At 41.8% G+C, this 12,986-nt stretch carries 15 protein-coding genes; 9 read left to right on the top strand and 6 right to left on the bottom strand.

The genetic code is table 11. The features are described 5' to 3' along the window. Window positions 1-118: 118 nt before the first annotated feature. Window positions 119-2,020 carry a phosphoadenosine phosphosulfate reductase domain-containing protein gene (locus tag PWP39_RS03165; RefSeq protein WP_014835526.1) on the bottom strand — a complete coding sequence of 634 codons (1,902 nt, stop codon included), beginning with the start codon at window positions 2,018-2,020 and terminating at the stop codon, window positions 119-121. A 76-nt stretch (window positions 2,021-2,096) separates the two neighbouring features. On the opposite strand from PWP39_RS03165, the gene PWP39_RS03160 reads away from it, so the two are divergent. Continuing rightward, window positions 2,097-2,636, top strand: a complete 540-nt coding sequence (locus tag PWP39_RS03160; protein ID WP_011013095.1) for a CBS domain-containing protein — start codon at window positions 2,097-2,099, stop codon at window positions 2,634-2,636. A gap of 50 nt (window positions 2,637-2,686) precedes the next feature. Here the strand turns inward: PWP39_RS03160 and PWP39_RS03155 are convergent, their stop codons facing one another. Continuing rightward, window positions 2,687-3,421 (bottom strand): molybdopterin-guanine dinucleotide biosynthesis protein MobB, encoded by a 735-nt coding sequence (locus PWP39_RS03155; RefSeq protein WP_011013096.1) that lies wholly within the window; start codon window positions 3,419-3,421, stop codon window positions 2,687-2,689. A gap of 9 nt (window positions 3,422-3,430) precedes the next feature. Continuing rightward, entirely contained in the window at window positions 3,431-3,640 is a 210-nt protein-coding gene (locus PWP39_RS03150; RefSeq protein ID WP_014835525.1) for an LSm family protein, read from the bottom strand. A gap of 104 nt (window positions 3,641-3,744) precedes the next feature. Between PWP39_RS03150 and fba the strand changes: the two genes are divergently transcribed. The 6 genes from fba to PWP39_RS03120 all read left to right on the top strand — a co-directional run bounded on the left by fba (window position 3,745) and on the right by PWP39_RS03120 (window position 10,078). Continuing rightward, a complete protein-coding gene (gene fba, locus PWP39_RS03145) occupies window positions 3,745-4,590 on the top strand; it encodes a class I fructose-bisphosphate aldolase (protein ID WP_011013098.1) in 846 nt (281 codons plus the stop codon). A 61-nt stretch (window positions 4,591-4,651) separates the two neighbouring features. After that, window positions 4,652-5,512 carry an agmatinase gene (gene speB / locus PWP39_RS03140; protein WP_014835524.1) on the top strand — a complete coding sequence of 287 codons (861 nt, stop codon included), beginning with the start codon at window positions 4,652-4,654 and terminating at the stop codon, window positions 5,510-5,512. Beyond that, the gene (locus PWP39_RS03135; protein ID WP_011013100.1) at window positions 5,509-5,982 is read left to right on the top strand and encodes a THUMP domain-containing protein; all 474 of its coding nucleotides are present in this window, start codon (window positions 5,509-5,511) and stop codon (window positions 5,980-5,982) included. The genes speB and PWP39_RS03135 overlap by 4 nt, the downstream gene beginning before the upstream one ends. A 48-nt stretch (window positions 5,983-6,030) precedes the next feature. Then, window positions 6,031-7,266: a 2,3-bisphosphoglycerate-independent phosphoglycerate mutase gene (locus PWP39_RS03130; protein WP_011013101.1), complete on the top strand. Its 1,236-nt coding sequence runs from the start codon at window positions 6,031-6,033 to the stop codon at window positions 7,264-7,266. Between the two features lie 107 nt (window positions 7,267-7,373). Then, complete coding sequence (locus tag PWP39_RS03125; RefSeq protein WP_011013102.1) at window positions 7,374-8,210, top strand: aldo/keto reductase; 837 nt, start codon at window positions 7,374-7,376, stop codon at window positions 8,208-8,210. Further along, the gene (locus tag PWP39_RS03120) at window positions 8,210-10,078 is read left to right on the top strand and encodes an aldehyde ferredoxin oxidoreductase family protein (RefSeq protein ID WP_011013103.1); all 1,869 of its coding nucleotides are present in this window, start codon (window positions 8,210-8,212) and stop codon (window positions 10,076-10,078) included. Before PWP39_RS03125 ends, PWP39_RS03120 begins: the two co-directional genes overlap by 1 nt. Here the strand turns inward: PWP39_RS03120 and PWP39_RS03115 are convergent. Beyond that, window positions 10,059-10,439, bottom strand: a complete 381-nt coding sequence (locus PWP39_RS03115; protein ID WP_011013104.1) for a hypothetical protein — start codon at window positions 10,437-10,439, stop codon at window positions 10,059-10,061. The two genes, PWP39_RS03120 and PWP39_RS03115, sit on opposite strands and share 20 nt — an antisense overlap. A gap of 3 nt (window positions 10,440-10,442) precedes the next feature. After that, on the bottom strand, window positions 10,443-11,276 hold the full coding sequence (locus PWP39_RS03110) for a geranylgeranylglycerol-phosphate geranylgeranyltransferase (RefSeq protein WP_011013105.1): 834 nt from the start codon (window positions 11,274-11,276) through the stop codon (window positions 10,443-10,445). Between the two features lie 100 nt (window positions 11,277-11,376). On the opposite strand from PWP39_RS03110, the gene PWP39_RS03105 reads away from it, so the two are divergent. Then, window positions 11,377-11,559 (top strand): zinc finger domain-containing protein, encoded by a 183-nt coding sequence (locus PWP39_RS03105; protein ID WP_011013106.1) that lies wholly within the window; start codon window positions 11,377-11,379, stop codon window positions 11,557-11,559. Then, the gene (locus PWP39_RS03100; protein ID WP_011013107.1) at window positions 11,560-11,835 is read left to right on the top strand and encodes an elongation factor 1-beta; all 276 of its coding nucleotides are present in this window, start codon (window positions 11,560-11,562) and stop codon (window positions 11,833-11,835) included. Here PWP39_RS03100 and PWP39_RS03095 read toward each other — a convergent pair. Next, window positions 11,832-12,836, bottom strand: coding sequence for a tetratricopeptide repeat protein (locus PWP39_RS03095; protein ID WP_011013108.1), 1,005 nt, complete (start codon window positions 12,834-12,836; stop codon window positions 11,832-11,834). The two genes, PWP39_RS03100 and PWP39_RS03095, sit on opposite strands and share 4 nt — an antisense overlap. Window positions 12,837-12,986 lie beyond the last annotated feature (150 nt).

Here is a 12,986-nt window from a genome sequence, read left to right as displayed (position 1 = left end):
CTCAAAAATCCTTTATGTCATTTATGCATGAATTTTTGAAAATTATGCAAAAAAGATAATTAAAAACGAAGAAAATAATCAAAATGCTAATTTACTTAAAAACAATGTTGACAGTCATCTAAAGCTGACTACCCTCCTCAATTCCCTTAATAACTACAAGAGGACAGACCTCCATGCACTCTCTACAGTGAATGCACTTTTCAGGATTAACGATTATCTTCTTCCTCTTCTCATCTATCTCTATTGCCCTTTTGGGACATTTTGTTACACAAACTCCACATCCAACACATTCATAAGCTCTCCTTATGAGAAAATAGGAAAGGTATGCCTCATCCAGAGTAGGGGCGAGAATTAAGTTCCGATCAGCATCGAAGATAACATCCCCAGCTCTAAGGACGCTTTTTTCTTCTTCTACTGGGCCAAGTATAGGAGCAACCTCCTTAATCCTCTTTAAATTTACTTTAGTGGATATCTTAACTTTGAATTCTCCATTTTTCTCCTCTATTGTGTACTTAATGGCATTCCATCCTCTTTCTTCTGGAATGTAAATCCCCAATTCTCTTGCTATCACTTTCTCCCTCTTCCCAATTCTTCTCCATCTCCAGAATCCATATTTAATCCACTCTTCAGGAAGATTGAGTCTCTTTCTCCACTTTTCCAACTCCGTATACCATTTTTCCCATAACTCTGGTTTTTCTTTCTTTAATCTCTCTATTTCAGCCAAAGATTGACTTGGACAAAGGAAGCATCCTATTCTATCAATCCCCCTCTCGTACAGCTTATTATACTTTAATTTTCTGGAAAATATGTAAAGCCAAACCTCAAGTGCAGTCCAATGGAAAATTGGGGCTGCACCAATTTCGTTCGGCACCCATATATTTCTCCACACCCTTCCCTGCTTGTATCTCTTAAAGCTTTCAAACTTTCTCTGACCCACAAACATAAGAACTCCCTGGGGAAAGTGCTTATCTATAGCCAAAGTTATTGGGCCAAGCTTAGTAACTTTACAGCACCACCTATAATCCATCCCAGGGGGAGAAAATACGTTTATTGCCCTCCAAAAAGCATCTTTTGCATCTGCAATTACAAAATTTATTCCCTTAGGCTCCAACTCTCTTCTAATTTCCTCCACATTCTCTAATGTTTCAGGAAACTCAATTCCTGTATTGTTGAAAAAGACAGTGAACCTTTCAAAAGTCTCCAATGCAAGTCCTAGAACAGCTAAGCTATCCTTTCCACCAGAATATGCAACGGCAATAGGCAAGTTGTATTTTTCTTGAGTTTTCCTCATAAACTCTTTAGCCTCTTCTACTTTTTCTTCCAATGCCGTCCTGTTTGCGCGTATAACATCTTCAATGCTTGCCTTTCTATCCTTTACTCTCTTTCCACTTCCCCAGGCCTTTCTTTTCATTTTTATGCCAGTTCCTCTCTCTTTCGAAACTAATCCCGCGTAATCCTTCTTTGCTATTCCTACCCCCACAACTTCCCCATCTTCGCTGACAACTATTACTTCCTCATTTCTCTTGATGCTCTCTTCAGCTTCCAATATCCCAACTGGAAGAACATTAGCTCCCTTTTTGACAGGTTCAACAGCACCCTTATCTATGATAACCCACTTTTTCAGCTTTTTTCCAAACTTTTCCCAGAGAAGTTTTGCACCTTCAATCTTTAAGCTAGGCCTCCATTCCAGCTTTATTGGATCAAATATGATATTCCCAAAAATAAACCCATCAAAGATAATTTCATAAGCATCATCTTCACTTGGTATCTTGTTTAGAAGGACAACTTTTCCCTCCAAAATTTTCGAAATGTCTACCCCATAATGCTTCTTAAAAACTTCCACTATTAGCTCGATGTCCCGTTTAAATGCAAATCTAACGTCCCCTGGAGGGGTTAGAGTTATCTTGAACACACCTTTCTTTCCATGAATGTCACATTTATCTGAAATTAGAGGAACGTTACACTTCTCGCACCAATGAATCCAAAATCTTCCAAGTATAACAGGACCTTTTTTCCTCACCCTCTCACCACACTCTCCCTTCACATAATCTTTTTAAATTTCTTTACCTATCACTAAGTGAATAGGAGGGATCATCATGGCTCAGAAGATACTAGTGGAACAAGTTGTCAAAAGAAAAGCCATTGTTGTACAACCCAAGGATACAGTTGATAGGGTTGCAAAAATTCTCTCTAGGAACAAGGCCGGAAGTGCTGTTGTGATGGAAGGAGATGAAATTCTTGGAGTTGTTACTGAGAGAGATATTCTCGACAAAGTCGTTGCCAAAGGAAAGAATCCCAAGGAAGTCAAAGTTGAAGAAATTATGACAAAGAATCCAGTAAAAATCGAGTATGATTACGATATCGAGGATGTCATTGAATTAATGACGGAGAAAGGGGTGAGAAGAGTCCTTGTAACCAAGTTCGGAAAACCTATTGGATTTGTAACTGCAGCTGATATTCTTGCTGCACTAGCATCTCATAATCATGAGGAAGAAGAGGAAGAGAGGGAGGAGGAATCTGAAGTTTATGGAATATGTGAAGTTTGCGGTCAATATGGAGCACTATACAAGGTTTATCACGAAGGAAGAGAACTATGGGTTTGCGAGACATGTAAAGACTTAATTGAGGGACGATGAAGAGAAAGCACCTCCACGGATAGATGAAGAAACGCCCACGGACTGAGTCTTCACTCTTTAATTACAATTTCTATCTTTCTTCCCTCTCTGTAACCTTTCATGGCAGAAAGCATTCCCTTGATTGTCTTCTCTACAAGCTCTTGAACCCAATCTTTTAGGGGTAAAACCTGTCCATCAATTTTTATCGTAACTTTTGGAGTTGAGCTCAAAACGACACAATCCTTAACTGTCTTCTCTCCCTTGACAATTAGCTTCGCCATTTCCGCACAGTTGTATCCACACAGTCCACAATCTATATTTGGAAGCATGAAACCCTTCTTCTCCACTAGTTCCGCCAATTTTTCTGGTTCCTTTGTTGCATTTATTACTGGAAGCCCATCTATTTCCTTTATTCCTTTATTTGCAATTACCCCACTTACTGCAATTGCAAGGCCATTATTTAACTCCCTTACTTCCTCTTCACTTTTCGCGCAGATAACTTTTGGAACATGTGTTATACTTTTGAATCCTTCTATGAGCAAAATGTCCGCCGAAACCATTGAAAACAATGCATTTACATCTTTAGCTTTGAACAGTAAACCGTCTATGTCCTGGGCATGAACTATCACATAATCAGCTATTCTAGAGAACTTCCACGTGTCAGTTTCCTCTTTGTCAAAGTTTGAGTGCATGCTTTTGGCTATTGCAACTCTGTACCCTTTTTCCTTTTTTAATACTTTGGCAACGTTTTCCACACATGTCGTCTTCCCGCTCTTCTTGTATCCAACAAACTCCATAGCCTTCATTTTCTCACCCTACTCTAGTAGCATTATCCAGTTTATATCCTCCAACCCTATAAGCATCTGCTTTCCTCTATTTCCTATTACATCAACCACATCCTTGAGAAGGATTACCTCCTCATCAAAATCCTCTAACGTTCCAGTAAACGAGTGATCCCCTCCAACGGAAACTGCTACTTTATGCCCTTTCCATTCCTTGAGAACTTTTTCAAGTAGGCTTTCCATACCCATCCCTCCACCTTTCCCTGGGATAATAAGTTATAAGCTATTCTCCTTAAAGTTTGAAAAAGCTTTTAAGTTATAGAGCTCAATCACGGTAGGTGATACGTATGGAGGCCCCTCAAAATGTTGGAATTAAGAGGAGGCTAAAAAGATTCTTTAGGAGAGATGGAAGAGCTTTAATCTTCGCCATGGACCACGGCTTTGAGCACGGCCCTACGGACTTTGAGCCAGTTTGGGAGCATGTAAATCCAAGGGTTATAATCAGGAAAGTAGTAAGAGCTGGAATCGATGGAGTCATGATGCTCCCAGGACTTGCGAGAATAGCTGGTGACGAGGTTAAGCCAGAAGTTGGATTAATGATAAAGCTCACAAGCAAAACAAACCTGAGGCCCAAGCCAGAACAACTATTGCAGAGTCAATTAGGTTTTGTTGATGACGCAATAAAGCTTGGTGCAGATGCAATCGCCGCAACAGTCTACTGGGGTTCTCCTCAAGAAGATGTCATGATGAGACAGTTTGCAGAAATAGTGAGCTATGCTCACGACCTTGGTTACCCAGTAGTCCAATTTGCATACCCAAGAGGGCCCTACATTGACGAAAAGTACGGAAAGAAGGAAGACTACAGGGTAGTTATGTATGGAGCAAGAGCTGCTGCAGAAAGTGGAGCAGATATGATAAAGACCTATTGGACAGGATCAAAGGAGACGTTTGCAAAAGTCGTAGAAGCTGCCGCTGGTGTTCCAGTTCTTTTAAGTGGTGGAGCTAAGACCGAAAATCCTGTTGACTTCCTAAAGGTTGTCTGGGAAGTTATTGAAGCTGGAGGAGCTGGAGCAGTTGTTGGAAGAAATATATTCCAAAGAGAAAACCCAGAACCAATGATTAAGGCCCTCATTAGGGTAATCCACAGAAATGAAGATCCAGAGGAAGCTGCTAAGGCAGAAGGTCTCATTTGACTTTTCTTTTCTTTTGATAAAATTCTTAAACTCTTCTCTAGCTCGTCTTTTTGGTGATGACATGCTGTTACATACCTACAAATCATTTGATATGGAACTGCCACTAGTCAACATAAAAGATGCCGACTACGTGATTCTGGGCCTTCCCTATGATGGGACTACAAGCTATAAGCCAGGTGCAAGGTTTGGTCCAGTTTTAATAAGGCAAGCTACTCTAAATTTTGAGAGCTACATTTTGGATTATGACGTTGATTTAGCCGAAGCTAAGATAGCTGACGCTGGAGATGTAGCACTACCTGTGAGTATAGAAGAGGCACTAAAGGTCGCTGAGGAAACTGTGAGAGAGTTGAGAGAAATAAATCCCAAAGCTTTGCCAATATTCCTAGGTGGAGAGCATTCTATGACGCTAGCCCCAGTAAGAGTCCTCAAACCTAAGAGTTATGTAGTCTTTGATGCGCATTTGGACTTAAGAGACAGCTACGGGGGTTCAAAGTTCAACCATGCTTGTGTTGCTAGAAGAATAAATGAGTTGAGAGTAGAAGTGGCAATATTTGGAGTGAGGAGTGGGACTAAGGAGGAGGTGGATTTTGCACGGAAAAACGGAATAGAGTGGATTCATGCAAGAGACTACAGCTTTGAAGCGTTTGTAGATATTGTTAGCACTCTACCAGAGCCCATATACCTTTCAATTGACATAGATACCTTCGATGCATCTCTAGTTCCTGAAACTGGAACCCCAGAGCCTGGAGGATTAAGATTCTGGGACGTTGTGGAAGCTTTAGAATGGTTATCAGAGAGCAGGGAAGTCATTGGGATAGATATAATGGAAGTTGGAGGAGAAAAGCTGGGCAATGTAACAGCCTTAACTGGGGCAAAGCTCCTCTTCTACCTCCTGGGAATGTTCGAGGGGATTAAGAAATGAAATTCCTCGCCACATGCCCCCCTGGGAGAGAAGGAGATGCAATGCTCGAGCTCGAGTGGGCGTTGAATGCCAAGGTGAAAAGAACAAGGTGGGGGGGAGTTTTAATAGGAGAGACCCCGCTAGGAAAGCAGGAGGCAATAGAGAGAATAAAGACGTTTGAAACTTTCGCCCTTCAACGCTTTATCCCCATCGATTATGTAGTCCCTCTTGAGGAACTTGAAAATAAGATCGAAGAAATTGCCAAAACTATTCCCAGGGGGAAGTTTGCAGTTAGAGCTAAAGTTAGGGGAGCGAAAGTTGGGGAAAAGGAGCTTGAGAGAAAGTTGGGAAGCATAATAAAAAAGATAACTGAAAACCCAGTTGATTTAGAGAACCCCGATGTGATAGTTTTTGTCAATGTGTTAAAAAACAAAGCGTTGATCTCGATTTTAAGACCTGGAGAGATTGTCAAGAAGAAAGTTGAAGATTGAACTTAAAGCTTATATTTTCCTTCTTCCACTCACTGTAGGTGATTAAAAATGAAGCAGAGAAAAGGAGTGCTTATTATTTTGGATGGCCTTGGAGATAGACCCATAAAAGAGCTCGGAGGCAAAACTCCTTTAGAGTATGCAAATACACCCACCATGGATTACCTTGCCAAAATAGGGATTCTTGGGCAACAAGATCCAATAAAACCTGGCCAACCAGCAGGAAGTGATACTGCCCACCTAAGCATCTTCGGATATGATCCCTATAAGAGTTACAGGGGGAGAGGATATTTTGAGGCTCTTGGTGTTGGTTTGGAGTTAGACGAGGACGATCTAGCATTCAGAGTAAATTTTGCAACTTTGGAGAATGGAGTGATAACAGATAGAAGAGCCGGAAGGATTAGCACTGAGGAGGCTCATGAACTAGCAAAGGCAATACAGGAGAATGTAGATATTCCAGTAGACTTCATATTCAAAGGCGCAACTGGACACAGAGCTGTTCTGGTTTTGAAAGGAATGGCAGAGGGATACAAAGTTGGAGAGAACGATCCTCATGAGGCAGGAAAACCACCCCACCCCTTCACCTGGGAAGATGAAGCGAGCAAGAAGGTTGCCGAAATCCTGGAAGAGTTTGTCAAAAAAGCCCATGAAGTCCTTGATAAGCATCCAATAAATGAGAAGCGCAGAAAAGAAGGGAAACCAGTGGCAAATTACCTCTTAATTAGAGGGGCGGGTACTTATCCAAACATCCCAATGAAATTCACGGAGCAGTGGAAGGTTAAGGCCGCCGCAGTAGTTGCAGTAGCTTTGGTAAAGGGAGTTGCAAAGGCCATTGGATTTGACGTTTATACTCCAAAAGGAGCTACTGGAGAGTACAATACCGATGAGATGGCCAAGGCTAGAAAGGCAGTTGAATTGCTGAAGGATTACGACTTTGTCTTCATACACTTCAAGCCAACAGATGCAGCTGGCCACGACAACAATCCAAAGCTAAAGGCAGAGCTAATAGAAAGAGCCGATAGGATGATTAAATACATAGTGGATCACGTTGATCTGGAGGATGTAGTCATAGCAATAACTGGAGACCACTCAACTCCATGTGAAGTTATGAACCACAGTGGGGATCCAGTTCCACTTTTGATAGCTGGAGGAGGAGTTAGGGCAGATTACACGGAGAAGTTCGGCGAAAGAGAGGCAATGCGCGGAGGCCTTGGAAGGATAAGAGGGCACGACATAGTCCCAATTATGATGGATTTAATGAATAGGACTGAGAAGTTCGGCGCCTGATCTTTCTTATTTCTCTTTCTACTGAAATTACCTTTTCGTTTCTTAACTTAGCGTTTTGGTAGAAACCTTAATTAAGGTGTATATCAAAACTATTTTGGTGTGAAATTATGAAAAGGGTAAATGCATTCAACGACCTTAAGCGTATAGGAGATGATAAGGTAACGGCAATTGGAATGGGAACATGGGGAATAGGAGGGAGAGAGACCCCAGACTATTCTAGGGATAAGGAAAGCATAGAAGCAATAAGATATGGACTTGAATTAGGAATGAATTTAATCGACACAGCGGAATTCTATGGAGCTGGTCATGCTGAGGAAATAGTTGGAGAGGCCATTAAAGAATTCGAACGTGAGGACATCTTCATAGTGAGCAAGGTCTGGCCAACTCACTTTGGGTATGAGGAAGCAAAGAAGGCTGCTAGAGCAAGTGCTAAAAGGTTAGGAACTTATATTGACCTTTATTTGTTGCACTGGCCCGTTGATGACTTCAAGAAGATAGAGGAGACACTTCACGCTTTGGAAGACCTCGTAGATGAGGGAGTGATAAGGTACATTGGAGTTAGCAACTTCAATCTGGAACTTCTCCAGCGCTCCCAGGAGGTCATGAGGAAGTATGAGATTGTAGCAAATCAAGTTAAATACTCAGTGAAAGACCGCTGGCCCGAAACTACAGGACTTCTCGACTACATGAAGCGTGAAGGAATAGCATTAATGGCGTACACACCTCTAGAAAAGGGAACTCTTGCAAGGAATGAATGTCTAGCTAAAATTGGAGAAAAATACGGAAAAACAGCTGCTCAAGTGGCTTTAAACTACCTGATTTGGGAGGAAAATGTTGTAGCAATTCCAAAAGCAAGCAACAAGGAACACCTCAAAGAAAACTTTGGAGCTATGGGATGGAGGCTTTCAGAGGAGGATAGAGAGATGGCAAGGAGGTGTGTGTGATGTTTGGGTATAAGGGAAAAATTGCAAGGGTTAACCTCACAACTGGGAAAGTTAAGTATGAAGACCTTCCAGAAGAGATAATCAGGAAGTTTATAGGTGGAAAAGGGCTTGGATATTACATTATCTACAAGGAAGTTCCTCCTGGGACAGACCCCCTAAGCCCCGCAAATAAGTTTGTATTTGCAACTGGAGGGTTAACAGGCCTAGTCCCAGGGGGAAGCAAGGTAATTGCAGTCTCAAAGAGCCCAACCACTAGGCTTATCACAGATTCCAGTGGAGGAGATGCTTTTGGCCCAAAGCTCAAGGGGCATTTTGATGCCCTAATAATAGAGGGAAGATCTGAAGAGCCCGTCTATCTATACATTCACGACGGAAAAGTTGAAATAAACCCAGCTGAGCACCTATGGGGTAAGGGCACTTATGAAGTGGCAAAAGAAATCTGGAAAGATCATCCAAGTGCTAGCATAGCAATGATAGGACCAGCAGGAGAGAAGATGAGTAGAATGGCAAATGTTGTTTACGACACCGAGAGGGCCAGCGGAAGGGGAGGACTCGGCGCAGTGCTCGGAAGCAAGAGAGTTAAAGCTATCGTGGTAGAGCCTGGGGAGAGACCAAAAGTCGCTCATACTGAAGAGTTCCAACAACTGTGGAGTGAGTTTTACAAAAAGTTCTCTACTGATCCAAAGTACGCTGACACTAGAAAATACGGAACTACAACTGCTCTCCTGTGGGCAGCTGAAGTTGGAATGGGTTCAGCTTATAATTTCTCCAAACCGCACATTCCTGAAGAGCTGGCTAAGAAGCTTTCGGGCCTCGAAATCGAGAGATATGAGATAGAGCCTGAATGGTATATCCACGGAAAGAGCTGTCCCATAAAGTGCAGCATGTATATGGAAATTGAGTACAAAGGGAAGAAGATAAGAGTTAAGCCCGAATATGAAAGTTTGGGAATGCTCGGAGCTGCCACGGGAGTATTTGACTTGCCAGCAGTTTCTTACTTCATTTGGCTGGTTAACAACTATGGACTCGACAGCATAGCTACTGGAAATACCATTGCATGGTTCTTAGAACTGGTTGAGAGAGGACTCATTACAGAGGAAGAAATTGGATTTCCAGTAAAGGGATTTGGAGATGCAGAGGCAGTGGAAAGGCTAATTCACCTAATAGCGGAGAGAAAGGGAATAGGCGCAGTTTTAGCTGACGGTGTTAAGAGAGCCTGCGAAAGATTAGGAAGAGGATGCGAATTCGCTGTTCATGTTAAAGGATTGGAATCCCCTGCCTGGGATCCCAGGGGAAGGAGAACCTACGCGTTAAGCTATGCTACAGCTGACATTGGTGCTTCCCACTTGAGGGGATGGCCAAGCCCTCACCAATTGCCAAACGATGGACCAGCGAAGGAGTTAGTCCCATCGCTCATTGAGGACAGAGACTACATGTACATTATAAACATGCTAGGTGTGTGCAAGTTCGTCCCGTACACGCTTGACGATTTGGCTAAGCTATATTCCCTAGCTACTGGAGAAGAATGGTCAGTGGAGAAGCTAAGGAGAGTTGCGCAGGCTGTAGAGAGCATGGCAAGAATTTACAATGCACTCGAGTGGATTACACCACCATTAGATGATACAATACCACCACGCTGGTGGGAGCCAGAAAAAGATGGTCCAGCAAAGGGAAACGCAGCATTCATTGATTACAACGACTTCTTGGAGGCAAGGAGAGAGTTCTACAGGCTAAGGGGATGGGATGAAGAGTTGGGCGTTCCACTACCAGAAACAATGGAGAAACTTGGATACCCAGAGTTCAAGGAAGATGCAAAGAGAGCATTGGAAGTAGTTAAGAGGAGAATGCTCAATACTGCTCTCTCATAGTCCTTATAACAGGGTCGTGGATTAAAGTTGACGCTATGCTATCCACCATCCTGAAGAACTCTTCTTTTCCTTTTTCCAAGTCTAAATTTTCCACCTTAATTATTTTGCAACTCTTTCCCAACACCCACTTCCCCAACACTATTTTTTCCTTTCCATTTTTCTTAGCATCCACTCTCGCAAGCCCGTAGGGAATATCTGCAGTCCACCAGTTTGCACTAAAGGTTACATCCCATCCGCTCTCCCTAATAGCTCTCTCTAATATTTCCAAAGTATCTCTTGGCCCATAAGGAGTCTTAAAAGTTATCACAAGCCAAAGCCCATCCTTCTCAATGTTTTCTCTAATGATGTCATTTATTTTCACAACTCACACCCCCTTAGTAAGAGCTCCCGCTAAGAAACTTATAACTGCTACGAAAGTTGCAATTTTCAATAATTTTTGACCTTTGCTGGCCGCTTTTGGATCTCTAAGAACATCAATGCTTGCTTTTATAATAATAATGTCCACAATTATTATGGGAGCATACCCAAGACCTATTCCTACCTTTACTGGAAGGAAAGAAGCTATTACTGTAAGAAATCCAAAAATCGCTGCTATTATTGCAGCTTTCTTCTCTCCTATTATTATGGGAAGGGTTCTCGCTCCTAAAGCTTTGTCTCCCTCAATATCTTCAATATCCTTCATTATTTCCCTTGAAACGTTAACTAGGAACGCACAAATTGCCAAATACCCAGCTAATCCTATTCTACCCACTCCAATTGCCCCATATATTGGAGTTGCCGCCGTTAAGGCTGCTACTGTTATGTTCCCAACGAGGGGGAGAGGTTTGAGCTTCCATCCATATAAGAACGTCAGGAAGTACGCAATTGTGGCAAAGACAAAAGCCCTTATATTTAGGAAATAAGCGAGTATACTTCCAATAGCATATTGAAGAAGGGCATAGTACAGAGCTGCTCTCCTGGACATGGCACCCCTGGGAAGAGGCCTGTTCGGCCTGTTTATTTTGTCAATTTCATAATCAAAGTAATCATTGGCGGTGTTCCCTCCAGAACATCCAAAGTAAACCACCCAAAAAATTAATGTGAGGGTTTTAATGTCTGGAATTCCTTCATAGGCCACCAATGCTCCCAAAATTCCAACTATTCCGGCAAGGATACAATTATGAGGTCTCATTATCTCTATGAATCCCTTGACTTCCATCTCTTGCTCGCCCATCTAAATATAGGAAAAGTTTTATAAATAACATCCCTAACCCGATTAGCAGTTAGAGAAAAAACCTCTACTTCTGGAGGTGTAGGGAATGGTTGAGATGAAGTTTGAGATACCAGTATGTACCTCATGTGGAAGGGAGATAACACCCAGGGAGCACGCTACTCACTTTATCTGTCCAAACTGCGGTGAGGCAGTAATATGGAGATGTGAAAGCTGTAGGGTTTTAGCAAAGCCCTATAAGTGCCCCAATTGCGGATGGGAGGGACCCTGAATGGGCGACTTTAATTTGGTTGGTGTAATTAGAGTGATGCCAACAGATCCCGAAGTGAACTTGGATGAGCTTGAGGAAAAGTTGAAGGCACTAATTCCAGAGAAGTATGGACTTGCAAAGGTTGAAAGAGAACCCATAGCCTTTGGACTAGTAGCACTGAAGTTCTACGTTCTTGGAAGGGACGAGGAAGGGTACTCCTTCGACGAAATAGCAGAAAAGTTCCAAGAAGTAGAAGAGGTAGAAAGTGCAGAAGTTGAAACTGTCTCAAGAATTTAAAGTGACAAATTGACCTTTGGCTTCTTTAGTTCATCTAAAAATTCCTTCATTTCTTCATTTTCAATTTTATTGTAAAGCTCTTCAAATTCCTTTTTAGCTTCCTCTTTTCCAAGCTTCCATTCTGCAAGCTTCTCTATCGCCTGGAAGAAGAATTTTGTATCATCTTCGAACAGCTCTGCAAAGAGCGAAGCTACCTCTTTTAACTCCGCATACTTCTCTTCATTGTACAGCTCTTCAATGAATTCTAGAACTGCCTCAAATGCCGTTTCAAAGAGATATTCATCATCTCCAGATCTTAAGAGGGCATTTCTAAGGGAGAGAGCTGCCTTTTTGTAATTTTCCAATGCAGAGTGAATTTCACTCTCTACAAGTCTCCCGTGAACCTCTATTTCATCATCAAGGGGATTTCTAAGAACTTCTTCTATTATCTGCATGGCCTTTTCATATTCCCCAAGCTCGTAATAGAAGTGGGCCAAGTCTATTAGGGCTATGTGGTAATTCTTAGTGTCATTAATTTTCTCAAAAATATCTTTTGCCTCACTCATTAATTTTATTGCCTCATCTGCCTCTCCAAGCTCATCTTTAACGACAGCTATGTTAGCCAAAGTTAAAGCTATCTCCCTCTCATTTCCCAACTCTTTTTCAATTTCTAAGAGCTCCTGATAAATTTTCAAAGCCTCTTCAGGCATTCCCATGTGCTCATACTCTTCAGCTAAATAGTATAGAGCTTCAGCATATTTTTCCTTATCTCCTTTCCTTCTCTCAACAATTTTCTTATAGAGCTCAATTCCTTTTTCAGGCTCTCCTAAATGCTCGTATAAGTGAGAAATTTCGTGAATAATGTCGAAGTCTTCACACTCAACTGCCGCTTCTCCAATCTCCTTTAAAGCCTCTCTAAGCTTTTCCTCATCCTCTATCTGCTCTAAATACTCGTCCAGCAACTCAAGTATTGTTTCACAATCCCTGTTTTTTATTGCTTCTTTGATTTTTTCTTCAACCATTTCTCTCACCTAGATGTTGAAAAATTTAAACATGTTAAAACCTTAATTTGGATTGTTAATTTCCCATTGATCAATTAAAGGCCAAAAAGGGAAAAATAAATAAAGGTTAGTATAGTTAATGTAATATGGTGAGCTAAGATGAACAAGAAA

Source organism: Pyrococcus sp., from assembly GCF_030153625.1.
Lineage (GTDB): Archaea > Methanobacteriota_B > Thermococci > Thermococcales > Thermococcaceae > Pyrococcus > Pyrococcus furiosus.
The sequence above is the reverse complement of the archived record's forward strand: the minus strand, read 5'-3'. Positions and strand labels throughout refer to the sequence as shown.

Coding starts and splice junctions, on each gene's coding strand:
- speB (WP_014835524.1), top strand. CDS start 4,652: ATGCTGTTACATACCTACAAATCATTTGATATGGAACTGCCACTAGTC.
- PWP39_RS03155 (WP_011013096.1), bottom strand. CDS start 3,421: ATGAAGGCTATGGAGTTTGTTGGATACAAGAAGAGCGGGAAGACGACA.
- fba (WP_011013098.1), top strand. CDS start 3,745: ATGGAGGCCCCTCAAAATGTTGGAATTAAGAGGAGGCTAAAAAGATTC.
- PWP39_RS03135 (WP_011013100.1), top strand. CDS start 5,509: ATGAAATTCCTCGCCACATGCCCCCCTGGGAGAGAAGGAGATGCAATG.
- PWP39_RS03130 (WP_011013101.1), top strand. CDS start 6,031: ATGAAGCAGAGAAAAGGAGTGCTTATTATTTTGGATGGCCTTGGAGAT.
- PWP39_RS03095 (WP_011013108.1), bottom strand. CDS start 12,836: ATGGTTGAAGAAAAAATCAAAGAAGCAATAAAAAACAGGGATTGTGAA.
- PWP39_RS03110 (WP_011013105.1), bottom strand. CDS start 11,276: ATGGAAGTCAAGGGATTCATAGAGATAATGAGACCTCATAATTGTATC.
- PWP39_RS03105 (WP_011013106.1), top strand. CDS start 11,377: ATGGTTGAGATGAAGTTTGAGATACCAGTATGTACCTCATGTGGAAGG.
- PWP39_RS03120 (WP_011013103.1), top strand. CDS start 8,210: ATGTTTGGGTATAAGGGAAAAATTGCAAGGGTTAACCTCACAACTGGG.
- PWP39_RS03150 (WP_014835525.1), bottom strand. CDS start 3,640: ATGGAAAGCCTACTTGAAAAAGTTCTCAAGGAATGGAAAGGGCATAAA.
- PWP39_RS03125 (WP_011013102.1), top strand. CDS start 7,374: ATGAAAAGGGTAAATGCATTCAACGACCTTAAGCGTATAGGAGATGAT.
- PWP39_RS03100 (WP_011013107.1), top strand. CDS start 11,560: ATGGGCGACTTTAATTTGGTTGGTGTAATTAGAGTGATGCCAACAGAT.
- PWP39_RS03160 (WP_011013095.1), top strand. CDS start 2,097: ATGGCTCAGAAGATACTAGTGGAACAAGTTGTCAAAAGAAAAGCCATT.